Annotated in this window: 26 protein-coding genes and 1 tRNA gene; 17 read left to right on the top strand and 10 right to left on the bottom strand. The window is 70.3% G+C overall.

Going from position 1 to position 24,013, the window contains the following annotated elements:
- The first annotated feature begins 54 nt into the window (after positions 1 to 54).
- Entirely contained in the window at positions 55 to 1,470 is a 1,416-nt protein-coding gene (locus ACWZEH_RS12500) for an FAD-binding oxidoreductase (RefSeq protein WP_456198144.1), read from the top strand.
- 121 nt (positions 1,471 to 1,591) lie between these two features.
- On the opposite strand, the gene ACWZEH_RS12495 is transcribed toward ACWZEH_RS12500, so the two are convergent.
- The gene (locus ACWZEH_RS12495) at positions 1,592 to 2,002 is read right to left on the bottom strand and encodes an SsgA family sporulation/cell division regulator (protein ID WP_456198143.1); all 411 of its coding nucleotides are present in this window, start codon (positions 2,000 to 2,002) and stop codon (positions 1,592 to 1,594) included.
- 228 nt (positions 2,003 to 2,230) lie between these two features.
- On the opposite strand from ACWZEH_RS12495, the gene ACWZEH_RS12490 reads away from it, so the two are divergent.
- Both ACWZEH_RS12490 and ACWZEH_RS12485 read left to right on the top strand, forming a co-directional pair.
- Complete coding sequence (locus tag ACWZEH_RS12490) at positions 2,231 to 3,787, top strand: RDD family protein (protein WP_456198142.1); 1,557 nt, start codon at positions 2,231 to 2,233, stop codon at positions 3,785 to 3,787.
- A 133-nt stretch (positions 3,788 to 3,920) separates the two neighbouring features.
- Positions 3,921 to 4,640: an RDD family protein gene (locus ACWZEH_RS12485; RefSeq protein WP_456198141.1), complete on the top strand. Its 720-nt coding sequence runs from the start codon at positions 3,921 to 3,923 to the stop codon at positions 4,638 to 4,640.
- Positions 4,641 to 4,671: 31 nt separating this feature from the next.
- Here ACWZEH_RS12485 and ACWZEH_RS12480 read toward each other — a convergent pair whose 3' ends face one another.
- Complete coding sequence (locus ACWZEH_RS12480; RefSeq protein ID WP_456198140.1) at positions 4,672 to 4,962, bottom strand: hypothetical protein; 291 nt, start codon at positions 4,960 to 4,962, stop codon at positions 4,672 to 4,674.
- A gap of 379 nt (positions 4,963 to 5,341) precedes the next feature.
- Here ACWZEH_RS12480 and ACWZEH_RS12475 point away from each other — a divergent pair, with 379 nt between their 5' ends.
- Both ACWZEH_RS12475 and ACWZEH_RS12470 read left to right on the top strand, forming a co-directional pair.
- On the top strand, positions 5,342 to 7,714 hold the full coding sequence (locus tag ACWZEH_RS12475) for an immune inhibitor A domain-containing protein (protein ID WP_456198139.1): 2,373 nt from the start codon (positions 5,342 to 5,344) through the stop codon (positions 7,712 to 7,714).
- Positions 7,715 to 7,838: 124 nt separating this feature from the next.
- Positions 7,839 to 8,234, top strand: a complete 396-nt coding sequence (locus ACWZEH_RS12470) for a hypothetical protein (RefSeq protein WP_456198138.1) — start codon at positions 7,839 to 7,841, stop codon at positions 8,232 to 8,234.
- A 119-nt stretch (positions 8,235 to 8,353) separates the two neighbouring features.
- Here ACWZEH_RS12470 and ACWZEH_RS12465 read toward each other — a convergent pair whose 3' ends face one another.
- Together ACWZEH_RS12465 and ACWZEH_RS12460 are read right to left on the bottom strand one after the other, a co-directional pair.
- Positions 8,354 to 8,941, bottom strand: a complete 588-nt coding sequence (locus tag ACWZEH_RS12465) for a nicotinamidase (RefSeq protein WP_456198137.1) — start codon at positions 8,939 to 8,941, stop codon at positions 8,354 to 8,356.
- 80 nt (positions 8,942 to 9,021) lie between these two features.
- Positions 9,022 to 10,374 (bottom strand): nicotinate phosphoribosyltransferase, encoded by a 1,353-nt coding sequence (locus tag ACWZEH_RS12460; RefSeq protein ID WP_456198136.1) that lies wholly within the window; start codon positions 10,372 to 10,374, stop codon positions 9,022 to 9,024.
- A gap of 120 nt (positions 10,375 to 10,494) precedes the next feature.
- On the opposite strand from ACWZEH_RS12460, the gene clpS reads away from it, so the two are divergent.
- The 7 genes from clpS (at position 10,495) to ACWZEH_RS12425 (ending at position 15,565) form a co-directional block, all read left to right on the top strand.
- Positions 10,495 to 10,812 (top strand): ATP-dependent Clp protease adapter ClpS, encoded by a 318-nt coding sequence (gene clpS / locus ACWZEH_RS12455; protein ID WP_456198135.1) that lies wholly within the window; start codon positions 10,495 to 10,497, stop codon positions 10,810 to 10,812.
- A gap of 98 nt (positions 10,813 to 10,910) precedes the next feature.
- Positions 10,911 to 11,513, top strand: coding sequence for a DUF2017 domain-containing protein (locus ACWZEH_RS12450; RefSeq protein WP_456198134.1), 603 nt, complete (start codon positions 10,911 to 10,913; stop codon positions 11,511 to 11,513).
- A 364-nt stretch (positions 11,514 to 11,877) separates the two neighbouring features.
- A complete protein-coding gene (locus tag ACWZEH_RS12445; RefSeq protein WP_456198133.1) occupies positions 11,878 to 13,419 on the top strand; it encodes an alanine/glycine:cation symporter family protein in 1,542 nt (513 codons plus the stop codon).
- Positions 13,420 to 13,541: 122 nt separating this feature from the next.
- Positions 13,542 to 13,964, top strand: a complete 423-nt coding sequence (locus tag ACWZEH_RS12440; protein ID WP_456198132.1) for a M67 family metallopeptidase — start codon at positions 13,542 to 13,544, stop codon at positions 13,962 to 13,964.
- 131 nt (positions 13,965 to 14,095) lie between these two features.
- Positions 14,096 to 14,191: a putative leader peptide gene (locus tag ACWZEH_RS12435; RefSeq protein WP_323056066.1), complete on the top strand. Its 96-nt coding sequence runs from the start codon at positions 14,096 to 14,098 to the stop codon at positions 14,189 to 14,191.
- 130 nt (positions 14,192 to 14,321) lie between these two features.
- On the top strand, positions 14,322 to 14,609 hold the full coding sequence (locus tag ACWZEH_RS12430; protein ID WP_456198131.1) for a MoaD/ThiS family protein: 288 nt from the start codon (positions 14,322 to 14,324) through the stop codon (positions 14,607 to 14,609).
- Between the two features lie 5 nt (positions 14,610 to 14,614).
- Positions 14,615 to 15,565 (top strand): PLP-dependent cysteine synthase family protein, encoded by a 951-nt coding sequence (locus ACWZEH_RS12425; protein ID WP_456198130.1) that lies wholly within the window; start codon positions 14,615 to 14,617, stop codon positions 15,563 to 15,565.
- Between the two features lie 100 nt (positions 15,566 to 15,665).
- Here the strand turns inward: ACWZEH_RS12425 and ACWZEH_RS12420 are convergent, their stop codons facing one another.
- Positions 15,666 to 16,154, bottom strand: a complete 489-nt coding sequence (locus ACWZEH_RS12420) for a type II toxin-antitoxin system PemK/MazF family toxin (RefSeq protein ID WP_456198129.1) — start codon at positions 16,152 to 16,154, stop codon at positions 15,666 to 15,668.
- Between the two features lie 203 nt (positions 16,155 to 16,357).
- On the opposite strand from ACWZEH_RS12420, the gene ACWZEH_RS12415 reads away from it, so the two are divergent.
- Positions 16,358 to 17,110, top strand: coding sequence for an MBL fold metallo-hydrolase (locus ACWZEH_RS12415; RefSeq protein WP_456198128.1), 753 nt, complete (start codon positions 16,358 to 16,360; stop codon positions 17,108 to 17,110).
- 126 nt (positions 17,111 to 17,236) lie between these two features.
- Here ACWZEH_RS12415 and ACWZEH_RS12410 read toward each other — a convergent pair whose 3' ends face one another.
- Positions 17,237 to 18,487: a PTS transporter subunit EIIC gene (locus tag ACWZEH_RS12410; protein WP_456198127.1), complete on the bottom strand. Its 1,251-nt coding sequence runs from the start codon at positions 18,485 to 18,487 to the stop codon at positions 17,237 to 17,239.
- 222 nt (positions 18,488 to 18,709) lie between these two features.
- Positions 18,710 to 20,017 carry a PTS transporter subunit EIIC gene (locus ACWZEH_RS12405; protein ID WP_456198126.1) on the bottom strand — a complete coding sequence of 436 codons (1,308 nt, stop codon included), beginning with the start codon at positions 20,015 to 20,017 and terminating at the stop codon, positions 18,710 to 18,712.
- Between the two features lie 143 nt (positions 20,018 to 20,160).
- On the opposite strand from ACWZEH_RS12405, the gene ACWZEH_RS12400 reads away from it, so the two are divergent.
- From ACWZEH_RS12400 to rdgB, 4 genes are all read left to right on the top strand, one after another.
- Positions 20,161 to 20,439: a PTS sugar transporter subunit IIB gene (locus tag ACWZEH_RS12400; RefSeq protein WP_456199572.1), complete on the top strand. Its 279-nt coding sequence runs from the start codon at positions 20,161 to 20,163 to the stop codon at positions 20,437 to 20,439.
- Positions 20,440 to 20,550: 111 nt separating this feature from the next.
- The gene (rph, locus tag ACWZEH_RS12395; protein ID WP_456198125.1) at positions 20,551 to 21,288 is read left to right on the top strand and encodes a ribonuclease PH; all 738 of its coding nucleotides are present in this window, start codon (positions 20,551 to 20,553) and stop codon (positions 21,286 to 21,288) included.
- Between the two features lie 158 nt (positions 21,289 to 21,446).
- Positions 21,447 to 21,845, top strand: coding sequence for a hypothetical protein (locus ACWZEH_RS12390; RefSeq protein ID WP_456198124.1), 399 nt, complete (start codon positions 21,447 to 21,449; stop codon positions 21,843 to 21,845).
- Positions 21,846 to 21,923: 78 nt separating this feature from the next.
- Positions 21,924 to 22,526 carry an RdgB/HAM1 family non-canonical purine NTP pyrophosphatase gene (gene rdgB / locus ACWZEH_RS12385; protein WP_456198123.1) on the top strand — a complete coding sequence of 201 codons (603 nt, stop codon included), beginning with the start codon at positions 21,924 to 21,926 and terminating at the stop codon, positions 22,524 to 22,526.
- A gap of 48 nt (positions 22,527 to 22,574) precedes the next feature.
- Here the strand turns inward: rdgB and ACWZEH_RS12380 are convergent.
- The 3 genes from ACWZEH_RS12380 to ACWZEH_RS12370 all read right to left on the bottom strand — a co-directional run bounded on the left by ACWZEH_RS12380 (position 22,575) and on the right by ACWZEH_RS12370 (position 23,969).
- Positions 22,575 to 22,647, bottom strand: a tRNA-Leu gene (locus tag ACWZEH_RS12380).
- A gap of 15 nt (positions 22,648 to 22,662) precedes the next feature.
- Positions 22,663 to 23,328 (bottom strand): HNH endonuclease, encoded by a 666-nt coding sequence (locus ACWZEH_RS12375; RefSeq protein ID WP_456198122.1) that lies wholly within the window; start codon positions 23,326 to 23,328, stop codon positions 22,663 to 22,665.
- On the bottom strand, positions 23,325 to 23,969 hold the full coding sequence (locus ACWZEH_RS12370; protein WP_456198121.1) for an HNH endonuclease signature motif containing protein: 645 nt from the start codon (positions 23,967 to 23,969) through the stop codon (positions 23,325 to 23,327). Before ACWZEH_RS12370 ends, ACWZEH_RS12375 begins: the two co-directional genes overlap by 4 nt.
- Between the last annotated feature and the right edge of the window lie 44 nt (positions 23,970 to 24,013).

The following is a 24,013-nucleotide window of genomic DNA, read 5'->3' as shown; positions in this document are numbered from 1 at the left end:
GTACGTCCGGGTGACGTACGCGGGGTTCACGCCGATGGCCCCGGCTGCCACGCTGTGAACGTGAGCCGTATCGAAGCGCGACGCGATGAAGACACGGTGGCGGCCGGCCCTCTCGTCGACCGGCTGCTCGACGGACTGCCTCCCGGGGCGGTCCTCACCGACCCCGGCGTCACGGCCTCCTACGCCAACGACATGGCGAGCTTCTGCCCGGCGGGCGCCCCGGCGGTGGTCGTCCTGCCCCGCACGGTCGAACAGGTGCAGCACGTCATGCGCACCGCCACCGCCCTGCGCGTCCCCGTGGTCCCGCAGGGTGCCCGCACCGGCCTGTCCGGCGCCGCCAACGCGACCGACGGATGCATCGTGCTCTCCCTGACCGGGATGGACGCCATCCTGGAGATCAACCCCGTCGACCGGGTCGCCGTCGTCGAACCCGGCGTCGTCAACGCCACCCTCTCCCGCGCCGTCGGCGAACACGGCCTCTGCTACCCGCCCGACCCCTCCAGCTGGGAGACGTGCACCATCGGGGGCAACATCGGCACCGCCTCCGGCGGACTGTGCTGCGTGAAGTACGGCGTCACCGCCGAGTACGTACTCGGCCTCGACGTGGTCCTCGCCGACGGCCGCCTGATGTCCACCGGCCGCCGCACCGCCAAGGGCGTCGCCGGATACGACCTGACCCGCCTGTTCGTCGGCTCCGAGGGCTCCCTCGGCGTCGTCGTGCGCGCGACCCTCGCCCTGCGGCCCAAACCGCCCGAGCAGCTGGTGCTGGCCGCCGAGTTCGCCTCCGGCGCCGCCGCCTGCGACGCCGTGTGCCGCATCATGGCCGGCGGGCACGTCCCCTCACTCCTCGAGCTCATGGACCGTACGACGGTCAGGGCCGTCAACGACATGACCCGGATGGGACTGCCGGAGAGCACCGAGGCCCTGCTGCTCGCCGCGTTCGACACCACCGACCCCGCCGCCGACCTCGCCGCCCTCGGCGCGCTGTGCGAGGCGGCCGGCGCCACCGAGGTCGTACCGGCCGAGGACGCCGCCGAGTCCGAACTGCTGCTCCACGCCCGGCGCCTGTCCCTGGTCGCCCTGGAGGCGGTCAAGGGCACCACGATGATCGACGACGTGTGCGTGCCCCGCTCCCGGCTCGGCGAACTCGTCGAGGGCGTCGAGCGGATCTCCGAGAAGTACCGGCTCACCATCGGCGTCGTCGCCCACGCGGGGGACGGCAACACCCACCCGACCGTCTGCTTCGACGCCCAGGACCCCGACGAGTCGCGCCGCGCCCGCGAGTCCTTCGACGAGATCATGGCCCTCGGCCTGGAACTCGGCGGCACGATCACCGGCGAACACGGCGTCGGCCTCCTGAAGAAGGAATGGCTGGCCCGCGAGATCGGCCCGGTGGGCGTGGAGATGCAGCGGGCCGTCAAACAGGTCTTCGACCCGCTGAACCTCCTGAACCCGGGCAAGCTCTTCTGACCGGCTGACCGGCTGACCGGCTGACCGGCTGACCGGCTGACCGGCTGACCGGCTGACCGGCTGACCGGCTGACCGGCTGACCGGCTGACCGGCTGACCGGCATCCCCCGCACCCCACACCGTCAAGGGGCGAGCAGCGCGGCCAGCTCGTCGTCGAGACCGGGCTGCTCGCCCTCGCTGCCCGGCGGCACCACCCGCAGCGTCCGCTCCAGCCACGACGACACCTGCGCCGCCGGTGCCTCCAGCAGGGCGTCCCCCTCGGGCGAGCTCAGCGCCACCAGGACGACGCCGCGCCCCTCCGCCCTCGACGGCCACACCCGCACGTCGCCGTGCCCGCACGGCCGGAACACGCCCTCGATCAGCAGTTCGCGGGCGAACATCCAGTGCACCGGCCGCCCGGAGCCGATGTGGAAGGTGATGTGCACGGCATAGGGGTCGTCGGTGCGGTAGCCGAGCCGGGCCGGCACCGGGACGTCCCGCTCCGGCGACAGGACGAGCCGCAGTTCCACTTCGCGCTCCACCACGATGTTCATGGCGCAGGTCCTCTCTCTCGTGAACTCCCGTACGTGTGCCCGCGAGGGGCCGACAGGAGAGAGAGGGGGAGGGGCCGGGAGCATTACGCGGGTGCGCGAAAGTTTTTTCGCGGTAGCACATCGGTGCCCGAAAGGGGTGGGTCCGGCCGGACGGGCCCTGATGCTCGCACCCGTCTGATAAATGTGGTTCCCCCCGACCCACCCGCGAGCAGATACGGGACGACGGACATGAGCGCCCCAACCCCGGCCCCCGGCGACGACACGCCGCGCGAAGGCTTCTACCCGGACCCGTCCGTTCCCGGATATGTCCGGTACTGGAACGGTGCCTCCTGGGTACCGGGCACCAGCCGTCCGGCCCCGGAGGGCGGCGGCGCACCGCTCGCACCGTCGGCGTCCGCCGGTGGCGCCCCCTCCGGTGGCGCCCCGGCGGTGCCCACCGTCGAGGAGACCGGCCCGCACTTCTTCGACGAGGACCCGGTCGACGAACCGTCGCCGTCATCACCAGCAGCGTCTTCCTCGCCTTCGGCTTCACTCTCCCCGTCTCCGTCCTCTCCCTTCTCCCCGTCCCCCTCGTCGGCCGACTCGCAGCACGGCAGCCGGCCCGAGCCCGCCTCGGCGTGGGGCGCCGACCGCTCCCGCCAGTCCGGCTTCGGCGGCGACCAGGGCCGCCGGATCTCCTGGGGCGCGGACCCGAGAGCGGCGCACATGTCCGGCCCGGCGGGCGGCGAGTCCACGGCCGCGGGCACGGGCGGTGCGGACGCCGGTGCGGCGCCCGCGGGCAACACGTTCGTGTTCCGCCCGCCGACGGCCGCGTCGCAGGGCGCGGACAGCGGTTCCGACGGAGCCTTTGCCCCGGCCGCGCCTTCCGACGACGCGGTCGCGGACGAGGGAACCATGACCTTCCGTGCCGTCGGCCCGCGCCGGGGCTCCGGCGCGGGCTCCTCCGGGCGCCCCGGGTTCGGGGCGGGGAAGGCCGCCGCCCGTGCCGCGCGCACCGCCTCCGGACCGGCGGAGAGCGGGAGCCCGGCCGCGGTACCGGCGTCCGGGCCGCAGCAGGCCTCCCCGGTCCCGGCCGTTCCGTCACAGGCCACCGCACCGGCACCGGCACCGGGACCCGTGACCGGGCCCGCCCCCACCACGACCCCCGCTGCCGTCTCCGGGCCCCTGTCGAGCGGTCACGGCGGCGGTCAGTCGTCCTGGGCGCAGCAGGCGCACCGGCTCGGGGGCGGGGAGGAGCCGCCGGTCGCGCCGTGGAAGCCGCCGGTCGAGGACGTCTTCCAGGCCGCCGCCAGACGTCAGGCCTCGGCCCGCCCCGCGGCGCTCGGCAAGCGGCTGATCGCGCGGCTGCTGGACACCGTGGTCCTCGGCGGCGTCACCGCCCTGGCCGCCGTACCGCTGGGCATCGCGGCGGCGGACCACATCGACGAGAAGATCGACGCGGCCAAGCTGTCCGGCGAGACCGTCACGGTGTGGCTGCTCGACGGCACCACATCGGTCTACCTGGGTGTCGTCCTCGCCGTCCTCCTCCTCGGCGGGGTCCTCTACGAGGTGCTGCCCACCGCCAAGTGGGGCCGCACCCTGGGGAAGAGGCTGCTGGGCCTGGAGGTGCGGGACATCGAGGGGCACGACGTGCCCGGGTTCGGGGCGGCCCTGCGCCGCTGGCTGGTCTACAGCGTCCCCGGACTGCTCGTCGTCGGTGTGGTGGGCGTCCTGTGGTGCCTGTTCGACAAGCCGTGGCGGCAGTGCTGGCACGACAAGGCCGCGCACACGTTCGTGGCGGGCTGACCGGGCCGAAACCTCCGGGGAAGCGCAAGGGAGCCCACACGGGGTGTCACCTCTGCGGACCGGCCGCGGCGCCGGTACTCCGGACGGCGGCTCGCCGGATGCGCGGCCGGGGGGTTCGCGGTCGACTCGGGCCATGAGTACCGAACCGCCCCCCGGCTCCGGTCAGCAGCCGCCGGACGACGATCCGTTCAAGAAGCACCCGCCACCCGGCAGCGGGCCCTCGCCGCAGCAAGGCGGCGGCCCGTACGGGAGCGGGGGTGGCGACCCCTACGGCGGTGGTGGCGGCCCGTACGGCGGTGGCGGCGGCGATCCCTACGGCGGCGGCCCCTACGGCGGTGGTGGCGGCCCCTACGGCGGTGGCGGTGGCGGCCCGTACGGCCCCGGCCCCGGCGACCCCCTCGCCGGGATGCCGCCGCTCGCCGACAGCGGCAGACGCACCCTCGCCCGCATCATCGACATGATCCTGGTGGGTCTCGTCGTCTGGCTGCTCACCTGGCCGTTCGGCGTGAGCGAGTACACCATGTCCGGCGACGAGGTCAACGTGGGCAAGTCCTTCACTCAGTCCCTCGTCGCCGCGGTCCTCTACATCGCCTACGACACCTTCATGACGTCCCGCTCCGGGCAGACCCTCGGCAAGAAGTGGCTGAAACTGCGGGTGGCCGACCTGTCCGACGGCTCGACGCCCTCCGTGCAGACGTCGCTGATCCGCGCCCTCGTGCTGTGGGTGCCGTTCGCGTTCTGCTGCGCCTGCGTGTGGACCGTGATCGCGGGCGGCTGGAGCTTCTTCGACAGGCCCTACAAGCAGGGCCTGCACGACAAGGCCGCCAAGACGGTCGTGGTCGGCGCCGGGTGACGCGGACCGGCCGGTGCCGGGAAACCACCCGCTAGCGGACGGACTGCCTCACGGCCTCCCGGGCCGCCGGCACGGTCGCCGGTGACGGCAGGGTCGCCCGGACCGGCTCCTGCGGCACCGGCCGCCGCGCCGGGACGGGGCGGGACCTCGGCTGAGGCGCCGTCATGGCCACCAGCAGTCCGAGGGTGAGCGCCGTGACGACGACGAGCGCGATGCCCACGCCCGAACTCGCCTGCGACAACAGCAGCAGGGCGAAGGTGGAGAAGACCACGGTGCACGAACCGTAGGCGAACTGAGCGACAGTCGGACGGGGCATGGCCATCGTGTCCTCGTGAGTCGGGGGCTGTCGTCCTGGCGTGCCACCGGCTCAACGGTGGGCCGCCAAGCGACTCTCACCGCGAGGGTGCCCGAGCGGAACGCACAGTAAGCGCGACCTGACCCACAGGGCCGGTGCACAGGGGGCGCACGGAGTCATCCCGACGGCGAAACGGGCCTCCCGTGTCCGGCGGCGGACCCTCCGTGTCCGAAAAGCGAACCCCGTCTCCGCATAATGCAGTTGAACTGTTCAAGTCAAGGTCTGTTTTTTCTGCTGAACCTTTAGTCAAATGTGGTCACTTGACTACACGCGTTGATCACGTGTGCGCGGCCATCCGTCACCCGGATTCCGCCTTCGCGCGCACGCACGCCAGAGGAGATCTCAAGTGACCAGTAGATCCTGGACGTTCAGAGCGGCCGCGACAGGCGTGGCACTCGCGGCGGTCACCGCCACCTGCTCTGCGTTCACCGTGGCCCAGGCCGACACGGCCGACGGGGCCGACCGGCCGGCCGGTGTGGACCGGCAGGACCCGGCGGAGCACCACCACGTCGAGCACGACCTCGAGGGCCCGCTCTCCAAGACGCAGGACGCCCAGCGCCAGGAGGCGCTGAAGCAGGTCATATCCGGCGACTCCTCGGTCAAGGACCGGGACGGTTCGAAGGTCGTCGAGCTCAAGGGCAAGGGCAAGGGCAAGAAGGGCACCGGCAAGTACGTCGAGCTCGGCCGCGAGAAGACCGACAAGATCTTCACGATCCTGGTCGAGTTCGGCGACGAGATCGACAGCCGCTACGGCGGCACCCCCGGCCCGCTGCACAACCGGATAGCCGAGCCGGACCGCAGCGTGGACAACTCCACCGCGTGGCAGGCGGACTACGACCAGAAGCACTTCGAGGACATGTACTTCGGCACCGGCAAGGGTGTCGAATCGGTCAAGACGTACTTCGAGAAGCAGTCCTCGGGCCGCTACTCGGTCGAGGGCCAGGTCTCCGACTGGGTCAAGGTTCCCTACAACGAGGCCCGTTACGGCAACAACGCCTGCGGCGCCAGCACCTGCTCGAGCGTGTGGAACGTCGTCAGCGACGGTCTGAACGCATGGGTCGCCGACCAGAGGGCGGCCGGCGCCACCGACGCCGAGATCAAGACCGAGGTCGCCGAGTTCGACGAGTGGGACCGCTACGACTTCGACGGCGACGGCGACTTCAACGAGCCCGACGGCTACATCGACCACTTCCAGGTCGTGCACGCCGGTGAGGACGAGTCCGCCGGCGGCGGCGCCCAGGGCGAGGACGCGATCTGGGCGCACCGCTGGTACGCCTTCGGCACCGACGCCGGCGCCACCGGCCCCGACCGGAACAAGCTCGGCGGCGCCCCCGTCGGCGACACCGGTATCTGGGTCGGCGACTACACCATCCAGCCGGAGAACGGCGGACTCGGCGTCTACGCCCACGAGTACGGCCACGACCTCGGCCTGCCGGACCACTACGACACCGCCGGCGGCGAGAACTCCACCGGCTTCTGGACCCTGATGTCCTCCGGTTCCTGGCTCGGCCGGGGCGAGGGCGAGATCGGCGACCTGCCCGGCGACATGACCGCCTGGGACAAGCTCCAGCTGGGCTGGCTGGACTACGACACGGCCAAGGCCGCGACGAAGTCCAAGCACAAGCTGGGCTACGCCGAGTACAACACCAAGGACAAGCAGGCCCTCGTGGTCGAACTGCCCGAGAAGGCGGTCACCACCGAGGTCGTCGTCCCCGCCGAGGGCGAGACGCAGTGGTGGAGCGGCAGCGGTGACGACCTGCGGAACACGCTGACCCGTTCCGTGGACCTCACCGGCGCCTCGAGCGCCGAGCTGACCCTCGACGGCTGGTACGAGATCGAGGCCAACTACGACTACCTGTACGCCGAGGTCTCCACCGACGGCGGCGCCAACTGGACCGTCCTGGACGGCACGGTGGACGGGCAGCCGATCCCGCGCGACGGCAGCGACAAGCCGGCCCTGCACGGCACGGTCGACGGCTACAAGCCGCTCGCGTACCCGCTGGACGCCTACGCCGGCCGGCAGATCGACCTGCGCTTCCGCTACCAGACCGACGGCGGTCTGGCGATGAAGGGCTTCGCGGCCGACCGGATCTCGGTCACCGCGGACGGCACCCCGCTGTTCACGGACAACGCCGAGACCGCGGACGACGCGTGGACGGCGAACGGCTTCTCCCGCATCGGCGCCTCGTTCACCAACGACTACGCGCAGTACTACATCGCCGAGAACCGTCAGTACGTGTCGTACGACACGACCCTCAAGACCGGCCCGTACAACTTCGGCTTCGCGAGCAGCCGTCCGGACTGGGTGGAGCACTTCCCGTACCAGAACGGCCTGTTGATCTGGAAGTGGGACACCTCCCAGGCGGACAACAACACCAGCGAGCACCCGGGCACCGGCCTGGTCCTGCCGGTCGACTCGCACCCGACCGCGCTGAAGTGGGACGACGGCACGCTGATGCGCAACCGCATCCAGACGTACGACTCGACCTTCAGCAAGTACCGCACCGACGGCCTCACGCTCCACAAGAACGACGTCACGACCAGGATCCGCTCGTCGAAGGGCGTGTCGGTCTTCAACGACCGCGCCCACACCTACTACGACGAGACGAACCCGGCCGGCGGCGTCAAGATCACTGACACCAACACGAAGATCAAGATCGTCAAGGAGGCCAGGGACGGCTCCACGATCCACCTCGAGGTAAGCCCCGCAAGGCGGTAAACCGCCTCTTACCAGGTCAAACCGTGATCGGCGGCAACCCCACTGGCGGGTTGCCGCCGATCCGTGTTTAGGTGCGTCCTGTGACGTCCTTATTGACACCTGGTCCGACGGGGGTATGAATTCCATGGCCGCAGGAGGCTTCAGCAAGCTGCCGAACGGCACCGTGGTGGTGGCACTGAACCTGCCCAGCCCCGCCGCCGGATCCGCCGGATCCGCCGGATCCGCCGGCTCCGTGCGCGTCCTCGTGCACGCGGGCAACAGGGCGCGCGCCCTGACCAGGCTGCGCAACCTGGGCCTGCGGGCCGTCTACCTGCGAGGCAACGCGGCCCCGCCGAGCCCCGACGAGATCACCGCGGTGCTGCACCACCCCGACGGCCTCATATGGCGCACGGCCCCCGACGGCCCGGCCCCCGGCGGCACGGTCCTGCCCGGTCCCGGCCTGTCCGGTCGCGACGACCTGGTGGTCGAGCTGTGGCACCCGATCCGCGCCCTGCTCAGGCGCCCCGCAGCCCCCGCCTGACAGTCCCCCGCCTGACAGCCCCCCGCCCGGCCGTCCCCCGCCCGGCCGCCGCGAGCCTGACCGTCCCCCGCCCGTCGTGCGCACGCCGGACCGCCGTGCGCACGACGGGCGGGGCTCGCTCACTGCACGACCGGCTTCCCCGCGAGCTCCACGCCCGCCCCGCGCAGCTCCTCGAGCGCCCGCTCGGTGGTCCGGGCCGCCACGCCCGCGGTGAGGTCCAGCAGGACCTGGGTGCGGAAGCCCTCGCGGGCCGCGTCCAGGGCGGTCGCCCGGACACAGTGGTCGGTGGCGATGCCCACCACGTCCACCTCGTCGATCTCCCGGGCGCGCAGCCAGTCGGCCAGCGGCACCCCGTTCTCCTCGGCCCCCTCGAAGCCGCTGTACGCCGCCGAGTAGGCCCCCTTGTCGAAGACGGCGTCGACCGCGCCGGAGGCGACCGCGGGGGCGAAGTTCGGGTGGAAGCCGACGCCCTCCGTCCCGGCGACGCAGTGCGCGGGCCAGGAGCGGACGAAGTCGGGGTTGTCGGCGAAGTGGCCGCCGGGGGCGATGTGGTGGTCGCGGGTGGCCACCACGTGCTGGTACCCGGCCGGCACCCGGGCGATCAGCTCGGTGATGGCGGCGGCCACATCCGCACCGCCGGACACGGCGAGGCTGCCCCCCTCGCAGAAGTCGTTCTGCACGTCGACGACGATCAGGGCGCGGCGCATGGTCGGATTCCTTCGGCTGGGGGTCGGACGGGGGAGCGGACGGGGGGCGGGGGGACAGGGGGCGGGTTCCCGGACAGCTGTCAGCTACCCGAGTCCAGGTGCAGGTACTCCGTCGGAATGACGGGTTCCCCGCGGGACAGCTGGGTCGCGGACAGCGGCAGGCCGGCGCGGGCCGCCGCGTGCCGTGCGCGGAGCCGGTCCAGCGGCTCGCGCGCGGTCGCGGTCACCTCGCCGCCCTTGACCAGCTCCACCAGCAGCTGCCGGTCGGCCAGCTCCTGGGGTATCCGCCCGGTACCGACCACCTCGGCCTCGGCGACGCCGTGCTCGTCCAGCCGGCGCGCGGCCCACTTGCGGCCGCCGATGGACGTCTTGCCGCCGGAGGACCGTTTCGCCACGGGGGCCAGAGGCGCCCCGGCGTCGGCGGACCGGGCGCGGGCGACCAGCTTGTAGACCATGGAGGCCGTCGGGTGCCCGGAGCCGGTCACCAGCTGGGTGCCGACGCCGTACGCGTCCACCGGCGCGGCGGCCAGCGAGGCGATGGCGTACTCGTCGAGGTCCGAGGTCACGGTGATCTTCGTACCGGTGGCGCCCAGCTCGTCCAGCTGCTGGCGCACCCGGTGCGCGACCAGCAGCAGGTCGCCGGAGTCGATCCGGACCGAGCCCAGGGACGGGCCGGCGACCTCGACGGCCATGCGGACGGCCTCGGTCACGTCGTAGGTGTCCACCAGGAGCGTCGTACCGGCGCCCAGGGAGTCCACCTGCGCGCGGAAGGCGTCCCGCTCGCTGTCGTGCACCAGGGTGAAGGCGTGGGCGGAGGTGCCCACGGTCGGGATGTTGTAGCGGAACCCGGCCGCCAGGTCGGAGGTGGAGGTGAAGCCGCCCACGTAGGCGGCCCGGGAGGCGGCCACCGCGGCCAGCTCGTGGGTGCGCCGGGCGCCCATCTCGATCAGCGGCCGGTCCCCGGCGGCCGACGACATCCGGGAGGCCGCCGCGGCGATCGCCGAGTCGTGGTTGAGGATCGACAGGATCACCGTCTCCAGCAGCACGCACTCCGCGAAGCTGCCCTCGACCCGCATGATCGGCGAGCCCGGGAAGTACACCTCGCCCTCCGGGTAACCCCAGACGTCCCCGGAGAAGCGGTAGTCCGCCAGCCAGTCGAGGGTCGGCCCGTCGACGACGTTCTTCTCGCGCAGGAAGTCGAGGACGGGGCCCTCGAAACGGAAGTTCTCCACCGCGTCCAGGACCCGCCCGGTGCCGGCCACGACGCCGTAGCGGCGGCCCTCCGGCAGGCGCCGGGTGAAGACCTCGAAGACGCTGCGCCGTTCGGCGGTGCCACCGCTCAGGGCGGCCTGCAGCATCGTCAGCTCGTAGTGGTCGGTGAAGAGCGCCGTCGACGGCACCGTCACCGGCAGCCCAAGGTCCACTGTGTTCATACGACGGATGCTACCCCCTTTTCGTCGTTCTGACGATTTCAGTTCCGGTCTCCGGTCCGCGGGGCTCCGCAGGGGGCCCGCGCGGGCCGGTTTGTACTCCCGACCCCTTCCGGTGGCAGCATGGGCAGTGTGACGTCACCCGCACCCCTGGAGATCGAACGCACCGAGCCGGCGGAGGAGACCTTCGCCGTGCCCGAGCCCGACGTCCCCTGGATCACCCTCGTCCACAACGACCCGGTCAACCTCATGAGCTACGTGACGTACGTCTTCCAGACGTACTTCGGCTACTCCAAGGAGAAGGCCACCAAGCTCATGCTCGATGTCCACCACAAGGGCCGGGCCGTCGTCTCCAGCGGCTCCCGCGAGGAAATGGAACGCGACGTCCAGGCCATGCACGGCTACGGCCTGTGGGCCACGCTCCAGCAGGACCGGAAGTAGCCCGCCGCCCGGGCCGGGAGCGACCCGCCGCCCGGACCGCAAGCAGCCCGCCCGTGACCCGACCCCGCCCGCAGGACCGGAAGTAGCGAATCGCCTCCATGCCAGGACACTTCGAACCGCTCCCCGGCGGCGGCGCGGCCGTCGCCCTCGACGACGTCGAGATCTCCATCATCCGGTCCCTCGCCGTGCAGCTCATGGAGCTGATCGGCCCCGGCCCGGCCGCACAGGCCCCCGACGACCCGCTCGCCGAACTCTTCGCCGAGGGCCCGAGCGAACCGCCCGCCGACCCCGTGCTGCGCCGCCTCCTCCCGGACGCCTACGGCGACCCCGACGAGTCCGCCCCGGCCGGGGACGCCGAGGAACGGCGGGCGCACTCCGCGGAGTTCCGCCGCTTCACCGAGAACGACCTGCGGGCCGGCAAGCGTGAGAACGCCCTCGCGGTGATCCGCTCCCTGGACGGGCTCGCCGCGGCCGGCGGGGGAGGAGCGGTGCTCGAGCTCTCCGCCGAGGAGTCCCGGCAGTGGCTCGGCACGCTGAACGACCTGCGTCTGGCGATCGGTTCCCGGCTGCAGATCGACGACGAGGACGACACCGACCTCCTCTTCCACCTCCCGGACGAGGACCCGCGCAAGCCCATGGTGATGGCCTACCTGTGGCTCGGCGGACTCCAGGAAACCCTGGTATCGACCCTCATGCCGTAAACCCGCGGTCATGCCGTAGTGCCACGCCGAATGTCCGGACAAGTCCGCTGACGCGTTCGCTCAGAGGATCCTCAAATCCGGATAACGATCCTGTCACCAACCCTTCTGTTTACTGCGTTCGGGCGACTTCGTGTGACGTGCGTCACCCAACCATGTGTAAACGGCGTGGTAAAACCTGGCAACTCGCTTGCGGCGCCGAGCTCGCCGTGACCGGGGGAAGCCGCTGTGATCGGGAAAGCCGGTTGCTGCCGGTGCTCCGTCGCCGAACGGACGACGACGTCCGTCCATGTCGCAGGTCATGTGCCGGACGTCGTACCGCTCTGCTGCGCCACGTCAGCACGTCCCCACCCCTTGAGGTAGTTCGATGTCACTCGACTCCATCACCACATCAATCGACGACGCAGTCAGCGATTTCTTCGATCCCGTCGCGACCGCGGTCGGCGACATCGTCTTCTACACCGTCCCCGTCGGCGGCACCGACCTTCCGCTCATCGTCGCCTGGCTGGTGATCGCGGGCCTGGTCTTCACCTCCTGGTTCGGTCTGCTCCAGGTGCGCAAGTTCAAGCTCGCCATCGACGTCGTGCGCGGCAAGTACGACGAGGACGGCTCACCCGGTGAGGTCAACCACTTCCAGGCGCTGACCGCCGCCGTCTCCGGCACCGTCGGCCTCGGCAACATCGCCGGTGTCGCCGTCGCCGTCTCCATCGGCGGCCCCGGAGCCACCTTCTGGATGATCCTCTGCGGTCTGCTCGGCATGGCGACCAAGTTCGTCGAGGTCACCCTCGGAGTGAAGTACCGCGAGCAGCACGCGGACGGCACCGTCTCCGGCGGGCCCATGCACTACCTGCCCAAGGGCCTCGCCGAGCGCTTCGGCAGCGGCGGCGCCAAGCTCGGCAAGGTCCTCGCCGTGCTGGCCTCGATCATGATCCTCTTCTTCGGCCTCTTCGGTGGCAACCTGTTCCAGACCAACCAGAGCTACGTCCAGATCTCCTCGACCTTCGGCGGCGAGGACGGCTTCCTGGCCTCCTCCGCGGGCGCCGTGCTGTTCGGCCTGGTCGTCGCCGCCCTGGTGGGCCTCGTGCTGCTCGGCGGCATCCGCTCCATCGCCTCGGTCACCAGCCGGCTGGTCCCGGCGATGGCCATCATGTACATCGTCGCCTGCCTGGTCGTCATCCTGACGAACGTCACCGCCGTGCCCGACGCGATCGGGACCATCTTCCAGGGCGCCTTCGAGGCCGACGGCGTCGCGGGCGGTGTGATCGGCGCCCTGATCGTCGGCTTCCAGCGGGCCGCCTTCTCCAACGAGGCCGGTCTCGGCTCCGCCCCGATCGCCCACTCCGCGGTCAAGACCAGGCACCCCGCGAGCGAGGGCCTGGTCGCCCTCCTCGAGCCGTTCATCGACACGGTCGTCGTCTGCACCATGACCGCGCTCACCATCGTCATCGCCAACCCCGCCAGCTGGGGCGAGGCCCGCGAGGGCGAGAGCATCGGCGGCGTCACCATCACCTCCGACGCCTTCGAGACCGTCCTGCCCTGGTTCCCGAACCTGCTGACGGTCGCGGTGCTGCTGTTCGCCTTCTCCACGATCCTGACCTGGGGCTACTACGGCCTCAAGGCCTGGTCGTACCTCTTCGGCCGGAGCAAGGTCAGCGAGATCACCTTCAAGGCCGTGTGGAGCGTGTTCGTGGTCGCGGGCTCCCTGCTCTCCCTCGACTCCCTGATCAGCCTCGCCGACTCGGCGCTCTTCCTGCTCGCCGTGTTCAACATCATCGGCCTCTACCTGCTGGCCCCCGTGGTCAAGCGGGAGCTGAACTCCTTCCTGGAGTACGTCCGGGCCCGCAAGGCCGGCGAGGCCGCCGGCTCCGCGCCCGACGCGGACGAGACGGAGACCGCGAAGGCCCTCTGACCTCCAGGGCCACCGGCCGAAAACCTCCGGCCGTCCGGCCGGTGACCCACAGGTGTCCGGCATCCGGGCCGCTCCGTACCACCCCTCGGTACGGAGCGGCCCGTCTGCTTATCCTGAGCCCCATGCTGACCATCACCCAGGAGCTGTACGACCGGATCGTCGCCCACGCGCGCGAGGACCACCCCGACGAGGCGTGCGGCGTGGTGGCGGGCCCGGCGGGCTCCGGCCGCCCCGAGCGTTTCGTGCCCATGCTGAACGCGGCCCGCTCGCCCACGTTCTACGAGTTCGACTCGAAGGACCTGCTCAAGCTGTACCGCGAGATGGACGACAACGACGAGGAGCCGGTGATCGTCTACCACTCGCACACCGCGACCGAGGCCCACCCCTCCCGCACCGACGTCTCCCTCGCGAGCGAGCCCGGCGCCCACTACGTCCTGGTCTCCACCGCCGACACCGACGGCCTCGGCGACTTCCAGTTCCGCTCCTTTCGGATCGTGGACGGCGAGGTCACGGAGGAGGAGGTCGAGGTCGTCGAGGCGTACTGACCCGTGCCGGACCTCCGCGCGAGCGGCGCGAACCGGGCCCCGAACAGCCTCTTCCCACATGCCGGTCGCCCGTCTTCCGGAGTGTGAGACGGCACTCGGATCCGGTCGTCGGGAATCGATACGATGACCCCATGGTTCTCCATGACGTGAGCGACAAGACGCCGGGCAAGCTGCTCGTGGCGCGGCTGCACGTCGACCTGTGCCGACTCGCCAGCGCCATCTGTTGACATCGAGCCTCCCGCCGCAGGGCCCGTGAGCCCCGGCGGCACCACCGCGCACGCACGCACGCACACCCACGCACCGCCCGTGCCGCCGCGCGCCCACCGACAGACGACATCACCGAAGGAGCCCTCCGCCATGGCCATCGAGGTCCGGATCCCGACCATCCTCCGCCAGTACACCGACGGCCAGAAGGCGGTGGAGGGCACCGGGAACACCCTCACCGAGCTCTTCGCCGACCTCGAGACCCGGCACGCCGGCATCCGGGCCCGTCTCGTCGACGACGCCAACGGCGACCAGCTGCGCCGCTTCGTCAACGTGTACCTCAACGACGAGGACGTCCGCTTCCTCGACGGCATCAACACCAAGCTGACCGACGGCGACAGCGTCACGATCCTGCCGGCCGTGGCCGGCGGCACGGCCTGATCCGGATGCGTTACGACTCGCCGCTGGCCGCGGTCGGCAACACCCCGCTGGTGCGCCTGCCGCGGCTCTCGCCGTCGGCCGACGTCCGTGTCTGGGCGAAGCTCGAGGACCGCAACCCGACCGGTTCGATCAAGGACCGCCCGGCCATGTTCATGATCGAGCAGGCGGAGAAGGACGGCCGGCTCACCCCGGGCTGCACCATCCTGGAGCCGACGTCCGGCAACACCGGCATCTCCCTGGCCATGGCGGCCAAGCTCAAGGGCTACCGCATGGTGTGCGTGATGCCCGAGAACACCTCGCAGGAACGCCGGGACCTCCTGTCCATGTGGGGCGCGGAGATCATCTCCTCCCCGGCCGCCGGCGGCTCCAACACCGCCGTACGGGTCGCCAAGGAGATCGGCGCCGAGCACCCGGACTGGGTGATGCTCTACCAGTACGGCAACCCGGACAACGCGGGCGCCCACTACACGACCACCGGCCCGGAGATCCTCGCCGACCTGCCCTCGATCACGCACTTCGTGGCCGGTCTCGGCACCACCGGCACCCTCATGGGCGTCGGCCGCTACCTGCGCGAGCACAAGCCCGACGTGCGGATCGTCGCCGCCGAACCCCGCTACGACGACCTGGTCTACGGGCTGCGCAACCTCGACGAGGGCTTCGTCCCCGAGCTGTACGACGCCTCCGTCCTCACCACCCGCTTCTCCGTCGGCTCCGCCGACGCCGTCACCCGGACCCGTGAACTCCTCCAGCAGGAAGGCATCTTCGCCGGTGTCTCCACCGGGGCCGCCCTGCACGCCGCGCTCGGCGTCGCGAACAAGGCGCTCAAGGCGGGGGAGAGCGCCGACGTCGTCTTCGTCGTCGCCGACGGCGGCTGGAAGTACCTGTCGACCGGCGTCTACACCGCCGCCACGACGGAGGAAGCCATCGAAACGCTCCAGGGCCAGCTCTGGGCGTGACACGAGAGCGGTAGGCGCACCGGACGCGGTACGAAGGGGCCGGAGATCCACTCCGGCCCCTTCGCCGTTCCTCCGGCGCCTCCCGCGTTCGCCGCCGCGCTCACTTCGCCAGATGCCGGACCCGGTCCCACACCGCCGGGTCCACGGCCCCCACCCGGCGCCGGAACTCCCGTACCGGGACCTCGCGCAGCTCGTCCGTCTCCAGGAAACTCGCCCGCCCCCGGGCGTCCCCGACGGACCCCTCGGGCAGCGGGATCACTCCGGCACGGCCCTCCCGGAAGCGGGTCGTGATCTTCGCGACGGTCGCCCGTTCCCCGCGCACCGCCAGCACCAGACACGGCCGGTCCTTCGACGTCCCGTCCCCCGAGGGCGTCCCGTTCCCCGCCCGCGGCACGTCCTCGTAGGGCACGTCGGCCCACCAGATCTCGGCGGGCCGCGGCCGGCCGCCCCCCTCGTCCGTCACCGTCCCCGGCCCGGCCGGCGCGCTGTGGACGCGGGGCCGGTGACCCCGGCCCCATCCGTCCACGAGCGCGGCGACCAGTGCGAGCAGTACCACCGCGACCAGTGCGAGCCACCACGACGTGTTCATGGCCCGACGGTACCGGCGCGGGCCGCACCCGTGCGCCCTCCCGCACGCCCCACGTGACCCGCTTCCAGCCGAACCGGTGACAGCGCAGGTGAGTTCCCCCACAACCGCCCCTGGCGGAGGAGCGATCAAAGGTTTTGCGTCTTACGCTCGACGAACCGCACGACCCCCGTTTTCACTACCCCGCCAGCGGAGGTTTCTGCTTCATGAAGCTCACCGTCGTCGGCTGCTCGGGGTCGTTCCCGTCCGCGGAATCGGCCTGCTCGAGCTACCTCGTAGAGGCCGACGGCTTCCGGCTGCTCCTCGACATGGGCAACGGCGCCCTGGGCGAGTTGCAGCGCCACTGCGGTCTCTACGACCTGGACGCGATCTTCCTCAGCCATCTGCACGCCGACCACTGCATCGACATGTGCGCGTACTTCGTGGCGCGCTACTACCGGCACGACGGAGGCCGCTGCGACCCGATCCCGGTCCACGGACCCGAGGGCACCGAGCACCGGCTGACCACCGCCTACGCCGACACCCCCTCGGCCTCCTCCATGAGCGAGGTCTTCGACTTCCACACGGTCAAGCCGTCCACCTTCGAGCTCGGCCCGTTCGTCGTGCACACCGAACGCGTCGCGCACCCGGTGGAGGCGTACGCCATCCGTCTCGAGCACGGAGGGAAGTCGCTGACGTACTCCGGCGACACCGGAGTGAGCACGGCGCTCGACGAACTCGCCCACGACACCGACCTGTTCCTGTGCGAGGCCGCGTTCACCGACGGCAAGGAGAACATCCCCGACCTGCACCTCAACGGCCGCGAGGCGGGCGAGTCGGCGGCCCGCGCCCGTGCCCGTCGGCTGGTCCTCACCCACATCGCCCCGTGGACCGACCCGCAGGTCAACCTCGCCGACGCCCGCACGGCCTACGACGGTCCGGTGGAACTAGCGGCGCCCGGCGCGACGTACGTGATCTGAACCTCCGTACCCCGCCCGCCCGCGCCCGCGCCCGCACAGCGAACGCACCGGGGCCCCGCAGCCGTCGTCCTCGACGGCTGCGGGGCCCCGGTCATGCCGCTGTCGCCGCGGGGCGACGAGGACCGCTCACGCCTTGGTGGTGTCCTCGACCTCCTCCTCGGGCTCGCGGCCCGGGGTCGGCAGGTCGAACTTGACGATGGCGAAGCGGAAGACCGCGTAGTAGACCGCCGCGAACACCAGACCGATCGGGATGATCAGCCACGGCCTGGTCGCCAGGTTCCAGTTGAGCCCGTAGTCGATGGCGCCCGCCGAGAAGGTGAAGCCCGCGTGCACCCCGAGCGCCCAGGTGATCGCCATGGACAGGGCGGTGAGCACCGCGTGGATCACGTACAGCGCCGGGGCGATGAACATGAACGCGAACTCGATCGGCTCGGTCACACCGGTCACGAAGGAGGTCAGCGCGAGGGAGACCATCATGCCCATCACGGCCTTGCGGCGCTCCGGGCGGGCGGCGTGCGCGATGGCGATCGCGGCGGCCGGCAGACCGAACATCATGATCGGGAAGAAGCCCGACATGAACATACCGGCGTCCGGGTCACCCGCGAAGAAGCGGTTCAGGTCACCGTGCACGACCTCGCCCGCCGCGTTGGTGAAGTCACCGATCTGGAACCAGGAGACGGTGTTCACGAACTGGTGCATGCCGATCGGGATCAGCGCGCGGTTGATCAGGCCGAACAGACCCGCGCCGACCGCGCCGAGGCTGGTGATCCACTCACCGACCGCCGAGATGCCGTCACCGATCGGCTCCCAGACCAGACCGAAGAAGACACCCATCGCGGTGCCGACGAACGCCATGATGATCGGCACGAGCCGGCGGCCGTTGAAGAAGCCGAGCCAGTCCACGAGCTTCTTGCGGTGGTAGCGCTGCCACAGCACCGCCGCCAGCAGACCCATCAGGATGCCGCCGAGGACACCGGGGTTGTTGTAGGTCGCGGCTATGTCCTCGCCGGCCTGGACCTTCGCCTCGGTGACGGGGAACGCCTTCAGGACGTTGCTGTAGACGAGGAAGCCGACCAGGGCGGCGAGCGCCGTGGAACCGTCCGCCTTCTTGGCGAAGCCGATGGCCACACCGATGCAGAACAGCATCGGCAGGTTGTCGAAGATGGCGCCACCCGCTGTGGCGAACACAGCCGCGACCCTGTCCCAGCCGAGGCCGTCGGCGCCGAACACGTCGGGCTGGCCGAGCCGCAGCAGGATGCCCGCCGCCGGCAGTACGGCGATCGGGAGCTGCAGGCTGCGACCGACCTTTTGCAGGCCCTGGAACAGGCCGGATCCCCGCTTCTTCGCGGGAGCCGCCGAGGCGGTGGCGGAACTCATACTTCCTCCATCGTGGTGGTCTACACCACCCAGTGGTGTAGACCTGTTGTAGCACGATGAAGGCCGGATGAGGAACCCGCGAATCCCGCAACCGGAACGCTACGCCCCGTACCCGTTCCGAGGCCCTCCCCCTCCCCTCCGCCCCTCTCCCGCCGGGCACACGGAAAACCCCCGGACCCGTGATCCGAGGGTGTGCCCGAGGGCTCCGGCGACCGCTCCCCGTCAGGCCTTGGTGGTGTCCTCCACCTCCTCCTCCGGCTCCCGGCCCGGAGTCCTCAGGTCGAACCTCGTGATCGCGAACCGGAAGACCACGTAGTACACCACCGCGAAGCACAGCCCGATCGGAACGATCAGCCACGGCCTCGTCGCCAGGTTCCAGTTGATGACGTAGTCGATCAGCCCCGCCGAGAAGCTGAACCCGTCGCGCACCCCCAACCCCCACGTCACCGCCATCGACACCCCCGTCAACACCGCGTGCACCGCGTACAGCGCCGGCGCGATGAACAGGAACGAGTACTCGATCGGCTCCGTGATGCCCGTGACGAACGACGTCAACGCCACCGACAGCATCAGACCGCCGACCTCCTTGCGCCGGGCCGGCCTCGCACAGTGCGTGATCGCCAGCGCCGCCGCCGGCAACGCGAACATCATGATCGGGAAGAAACCGGAGAGGAACTGCCCGGCGTCCGGGTCACCCGCCAGGAACATGTTGATGTCACCGTGCACCACCGAACCGTCCGGCCTGGTGTAACTGCCGAACTGGAACCACACCGGCACGTTCAGGAACTGGTGCAGCCCCACCACCAGCAGCGCCCGGTTCGCCACACCGAACACACCCGCACCCCACGCACCCAGCCCCACCATCCAGTCACTGAAACCCTCCAGCGCGCCACCGACCGGCGGCCACACCCACAGACACAGCGCGGCGAACACGATCGCCGCGAACGCCATGATGATCGGCACGAGCCGCCGGCCGTTGAAGAAGCCCAGCCAGTCCACCAGCCTCGTCCGGTGGAACCGCTGCCAGAAGTACGCCGCCATCAGCCCGATGACGATGCCGCCGAACACCCCGGGATTCTGGTACTCGAACGCCGTCACCGTCCCGTCCGTCACCCGACACCCGACATTCACGACCGCCTCGGAGCCCCCCGGGCAGTCCTGCGGGAACTGGCGCAACACGTTGTAGTAGACGAGGAACCCCGCCACCGCCGCCAGCGCCGTCGACCCGTCCGCCTTCTTCGCCATGCCGATGGCCACACCCACGCAGAACAACAGCGGCAGCCCCAGCGAACCGTCGAGGAGCGCGCCGCCCGCCCCCACCATCACCCTGGAAACGTCCGTCCAGCCGAGCCCGTCCTCCCCGAACACGTCCGGCTGACCCAGCCGGTTGAGGATGCCCGCCGCCGGCAGCACCGCGATCGGCAGCTGCAGACTGCGGCCCATCTTCTGCAGACCTTGAAAGAAGCGCTGCCGACGCTCCCGCAGGAGACCGACCGAAGGCCCGGCACCGGCGGAACTCCGCGCACTCATCCGGCCCCCCTCCACTGGCAGACGTCCGCGACGGGGTTTGGCGACGGTCCCCCCGGTGGTGTAGACCAGTTGGAGGCGGTCCCGCCGTCGTGACGCCATCCTCCGGCACCGACGGCACGACCGCTCGCGAAGATGGGCCAACTGTGGGTTACTGCGACCAAAGCGGTTCGGATCAGGGAGAAGCGAACATGGCCACCAAGGCTGAGAAGATCGTCGCCGGACTCGGCGGCATCGACAACATCGAAGAAATCGAAGGCTGCATCACCCGCCTCCGCACCGAAGTCATCGACCCCGCCAAAGTCGACGACGCCGCACTGAAGTCCGCCGGCGCCCACGGCGTCGTCAAAATGGGCACCGCCATCCAGGTCGTCATCGGCACCGACGCCGACCCCATCGCAGGCGAAATCGAAGACATGATGTGACAACCACAGACCTGGAGAACCGGGAACTCCCGGACCCCCGGAGCCCCTTCCCGACGGCGGACCCACCGCACGGGGAAGGGGCCCCACCCCCGTGCGACTAGGCTCGACACCATGTCTCGAAACGACGGCCGCACCCCCGAACAACTCCGCCCGGTCACCATCGAACGCGGCTGGAGCAAGCACGCCGAAGGCTCCGTCCTCGTCTCCTTCGGCGACACCAAGGTCCTCTGCACCGCCTCCGTCACCGAAGGCGTCCCCCGCTGGCGCAAAGGCACCGGCGAGGGCTGGGTGACCGCCGAGTACTCAATGCTCCCCCGCGCCACCCACACACGCGGCGACCGGGAAGCCGTCCGCGGCCGCATCGGCGGACGCACCCACGAGATCAGCCGCCTCATCGGCCGGTCCCTGCGCGCCGTCATCGACTACAAACAACTCGGCGAGAACACCGTCGTCCTCGACTGCGACGTCCTCCAAGCCGACGGCGGCACCCGCACCGCGGCCATCACCGGCGCCTACGTCGCCCTCGCCGACGCCATCAACTGGTCCAGGGACAACAAACTCATCCGCGCCAGCCGCCAGCCCCTCACCGGCACCGTCAGCGCCGTCTCCGTCGGCATCGTCGACGGCACCCCCCTCCTCGACCTCTGCTACGAGGAGGACGTCCGCGCCGACACCGACATGAACGTCGTCTGCACCGGCGACGGCCGCTTCGTCGAAGTCCAGGGCACCGCCGAGGCCCAGCCCTTCGACCGCACCGAACTGAACGCACTCCTCGACCTCGCCGTCACCGGCTGCGCCGAACTGACCACCGCACAGCGCACCGCACTCGACAGCGTCCTCGAAAGGTAAAAGACGCACCAAGAGAGTGGCCGACACGGGCAACCGCGCCGGCCACCCCCGCGTCTACAGGAGCACGGACACACGGATCGACTCGGCCCCGCCCGACTCGACCCCGGACGCCCGGTCAGCGAGGAGGGCCGTCCCGGCCCACAAGGGAAGGACCGTCCATGGCCGCGAGCCGACGCCGCCGCACCACCACCGTCGCCACCACACTGGCGGCCGTCGCACTCACCGCCGGACTCACCACCGGCTGCAGCGCCGTCGACAAAGCACTCGACTGCGTCCGCACCGCCGACGCCATCGCCGACAGCGTCACCGAACTCCAGCAAGCCGTCGACAACGCCTCCAACGACGCCACCCAGCTCGAGGAGTCCCTCGACTCCATCGACCAGAACCTCGGCGAAATAGGCGACCAGACCGACAACGCCGACGTCGGCAAAGCCGTCGACGACCTCGACAAGGCAGTCGGCAACGTCCGCACCTCCATCGAGAACGGCGACCCCACCCCCGACATCAGCCCAATCACCGACGCGGCCGGCGAACTGACCAAGGTCTGCACACCGTAGAACCCGGCGGGAAACAGCCGACAGGAACGAGACGGGAACGAGACGAGAACGGTCACGGGGCCCGGAATACTGGACCCCATGACCCGCCTGATCCTCGCCACCCGCAACACCGGAAAGATCACCGAACTCCGGTCGATCCTCGCCGAAGCCGGACTGCCCCACGAACTCGTCGGCGCCGACACCTACCCCGACATCCCCGACGTCAAGGAAACCGGCACCACCTTCGCCGAAAACGCCCTCCTCAAGGCCCACGCCCTCGCCCGCGCCACCGGCCACCCCGCCGTCGCCGACGACTCCGGCCTCTGCGTCGACGTCCTCGGCGGCACCCCCGGCATCTTCTCCGCCCGCTGGGCCGGCCGCCACGGCGACGACCGGGCCAACCTCGACCTGCTCCTGGCCCAGCTCTCCGACATCACCGACACCCACCGCGGCGCCCACTTCGCCTGCGCCGCCGCCCTCGCCCTCCCCGACGGCACGCAACGCGTCGTCGAAGGCCAACTGAGGGGCACCCTGCGCCACACCCCGGCCGGCACGAACGGCTTCGGCTACGACCCGATCCTCCAGCCGGACGGCGAGACCAGGACGTGCGCGGAACTCTCCCCCGCCGAGAAGAACGCCATCAGCCACCGGGGCAAGGCCTTCCGGGCGTTGGTACCGGTGGTGCGGGAGCTGTTGGGCTGATTCGGGGTGGCCCTGCGCCTCTGGCGAGGTTCAGGGCCACTCCGTCTGTACGCCCGGTCGGATTCGAACCGACAGACACGACCACCTAAAGATCGCCGCTCAGCCGTTGGCGTACGGGCGCCAGTTCCGCTCCACCTTACTGGGCGGAAGTATGCCGTCGCTGGCCACCTCGACACCAGGTACTGGTGATCGCATGACAGTTCGGGCACAACAACCGCAGATTCTCGCGCCGGTCGTCCCGCCAGTCACCGTTGATGTGATCGACCTCCAAGGTCATGGGCTTGCCCAGCCACTCGGAGCCCGTACCGCACTCGGCGCACTCATTGGGCACGCCGACTTCGCAGAGCGCCCGACGCAGGAGAGCGGTCTTCGTCCGACGTTTGCCATCGTGCTTGACCAGGATGTCGTCAGACCGCCTGAGCGGGGTCGCCGCGCTGGGTTTGCCGCGCCGATGGGCCTGTCCCAGGAAGTGCGTCATCGAGACGTTTTCCTCAGCGACCCACTGATGCAGGAGGGTGCGCTGCGTACCACTGTCAGGACGCCCCAGCCGACGAAGTACCGCAGCGATCGAAATGGATTCGGCGACTGCCGTACGCAGCTCCTCGGTGGCGGGCCGGGGAAACCCGCCGGAAGGACTGAAATGCGAGGTATCGATCCCGAAGTGAGCAAACCGCTTCGTGAGGTATTTGTGGAGATGGCCGTACGGCTGAGTCCCGAAGAAGACGATTACTTCGTCGAGGTCGGTGCACTGTGCGGCAGCCTCTGTCAGTCGATCGCGGGTGTACCGCACGCCACTGCTCATCGGTTCACACGTCCCTTGGCGCGGCCCCGGTAATTGTCTGTTGTCGAATGGCAGTTGGGGCAGAGGAACCGCAGGTTCTCGATGCGGTTGTTCCGCCAGATGCCGTCCACGTGATCGATTTCCAAGGTGAGGGGGCGTCCCCGCCAGACGGTTCCGGTACTGCAGAGGGCGCACTGTTCCGGTACGCCCAGCGTGGTCATCGCCCACTTGAGCCGGTCACTCGGGATGCGTCGGGCATGGGCGGGTGGCTGCTCGATGAGCAGGCTCTCCGGCGTCCGTGGGCGCCAGGGTTTGCCCCTCCGGGTCGGGATCCGGAAGTGCGAGATGTCGAGGTCGTACGACTTGATCCGACGGCTGATGTGCGTGTGGTGTCCACCAACCACCTCCAATCCGAGATGCCGCAGCACCTCGCACATGTTCGTCGAGGCCGAGACCGCCTCCTGGAGGACGTCCCGGGTCCACTTCACCCCCTCACGCTGGAAGTGCGATGTGTCGACCCCGAACTTCTTCATGCGCCCCAGCACGTACCGCCGCGTCGAACTCCTCGGATCCACCCCCAACCGCACCAACGCCTCCGACAACGTCCGTGCCCCCCGAGCCGCCTCATCCAGGCGCTCCTTGGTGTACGCGCTTGCCCCCATCGGGCCCCTCCGTTCCCGGCCACCCGTTCGTGGTCTCGTACGGA

The organism is Streptomyces yamdrokensis, assembly GCF_053890455.1.
Note: the sequence above shows the minus strand (reverse complement) of the source record. Positions and strands in the feature narration are given on the sequence as shown.

What these genes read in the sequence shown, in the direction of transcription:
- ACWZEH_RS12495 (WP_456198143.1), bottom strand. Translation starts at nt 2,002, where the DNA reads ATGAACATCGTGGTGGAGCGCGAAGTGGAACTGCGGCTCGTCCTGTCG.
- ACWZEH_RS12490 (WP_456198142.1), top strand. Translation starts at nt 2,231, where the DNA reads ATGAGCGCCCCAACCCCGGCCCCCGGCGACGACACGCCGCGCGAAGGC.
- ACWZEH_RS12485 (WP_456198141.1), top strand. Translation starts at nt 3,921, where the DNA reads ATGAGTACCGAACCGCCCCCCGGCTCCGGTCAGCAGCCGCCGGACGAC.
- ACWZEH_RS12480 (WP_456198140.1), bottom strand. Translation starts at nt 4,962, where the DNA reads ATGGCCATGCCCCGTCCGACTGTCGCTCAGTTCGCCTACGGTTCGTGC.
- ACWZEH_RS12470 (WP_456198138.1), top strand. Translation starts at nt 7,839, where the DNA reads ATGGCCGCAGGAGGCTTCAGCAAGCTGCCGAACGGCACCGTGGTGGTG.
- ACWZEH_RS12465 (WP_456198137.1), bottom strand. Translation starts at nt 8,941, where the DNA reads ATGCGCCGCGCCCTGATCGTCGTCGACGTGCAGAACGACTTCTGCGAG.
- ACWZEH_RS12460 (WP_456198136.1), bottom strand. Translation starts at nt 10,374, where the DNA reads ATGAACACAGTGGACCTTGGGCTGCCGGTGACGGTGCCGTCGACGGCG.
- clpS (WP_456198135.1), top strand. Translation starts at nt 10,495, where the DNA reads ATGGGCAGTGTGACGTCACCCGCACCCCTGGAGATCGAACGCACCGAG.
- ACWZEH_RS12450 (WP_456198134.1), top strand. Translation starts at nt 10,911, where the DNA reads ATGCCAGGACACTTCGAACCGCTCCCCGGCGGCGGCGCGGCCGTCGCC.
- ACWZEH_RS12445 (WP_456198133.1), top strand. Translation starts at nt 11,878, where the DNA reads ATGTCACTCGACTCCATCACCACATCAATCGACGACGCAGTCAGCGAT.
- ACWZEH_RS12440 (WP_456198132.1), top strand. Translation starts at nt 13,542, where the DNA reads ATGCTGACCATCACCCAGGAGCTGTACGACCGGATCGTCGCCCACGCG.
- ACWZEH_RS12435 (WP_323056066.1), top strand. Translation starts at nt 14,096, where the DNA reads ATGGTTCTCCATGACGTGAGCGACAAGACGCCGGGCAAGCTGCTCGTG.
- ACWZEH_RS12430 (WP_456198131.1), top strand. Translation starts at nt 14,322, where the DNA reads ATGGCCATCGAGGTCCGGATCCCGACCATCCTCCGCCAGTACACCGAC.
- ACWZEH_RS12425 (WP_456198130.1), top strand. Translation starts at nt 14,615, where the DNA reads ATGCGTTACGACTCGCCGCTGGCCGCGGTCGGCAACACCCCGCTGGTG.
- ACWZEH_RS12420 (WP_456198129.1), bottom strand. Translation starts at nt 16,154, where the DNA reads ATGAACACGTCGTGGTGGCTCGCACTGGTCGCGGTGGTACTGCTCGCA.
- ACWZEH_RS12415 (WP_456198128.1), top strand. Translation starts at nt 16,358, where the DNA reads ATGAAGCTCACCGTCGTCGGCTGCTCGGGGTCGTTCCCGTCCGCGGAA.
- ACWZEH_RS12410 (WP_456198127.1), bottom strand. Translation starts at nt 18,487, where the DNA reads ATGAGTTCCGCCACCGCCTCGGCGGCTCCCGCGAAGAAGCGGGGATCC.
- ACWZEH_RS12405 (WP_456198126.1), bottom strand. Translation starts at nt 20,017, where the DNA reads ATGAGTGCGCGGAGTTCCGCCGGTGCCGGGCCTTCGGTCGGTCTCCTG.
- rph (WP_456198125.1), top strand. Translation starts at nt 20,551, where the DNA reads ATGTCTCGAAACGACGGCCGCACCCCCGAACAACTCCGCCCGGTCACC.
- ACWZEH_RS12390 (WP_456198124.1), top strand. Translation starts at nt 21,447, where the DNA reads ATGGCCGCGAGCCGACGCCGCCGCACCACCACCGTCGCCACCACACTG.
- rdgB (WP_456198123.1), top strand. Translation starts at nt 21,924, where the DNA reads ATGACCCGCCTGATCCTCGCCACCCGCAACACCGGAAAGATCACCGAA.
- ACWZEH_RS12375 (WP_456198122.1), bottom strand. Translation starts at nt 23,328, where the DNA reads ATGAGCAGTGGCGTGCGGTACACCCGCGATCGACTGACAGAGGCTGCC.
- ACWZEH_RS12370 (WP_456198121.1), bottom strand. Translation starts at nt 23,969, where the DNA reads ATGGGGGCAAGCGCGTACACCAAGGAGCGCCTGGATGAGGCGGCTCGG.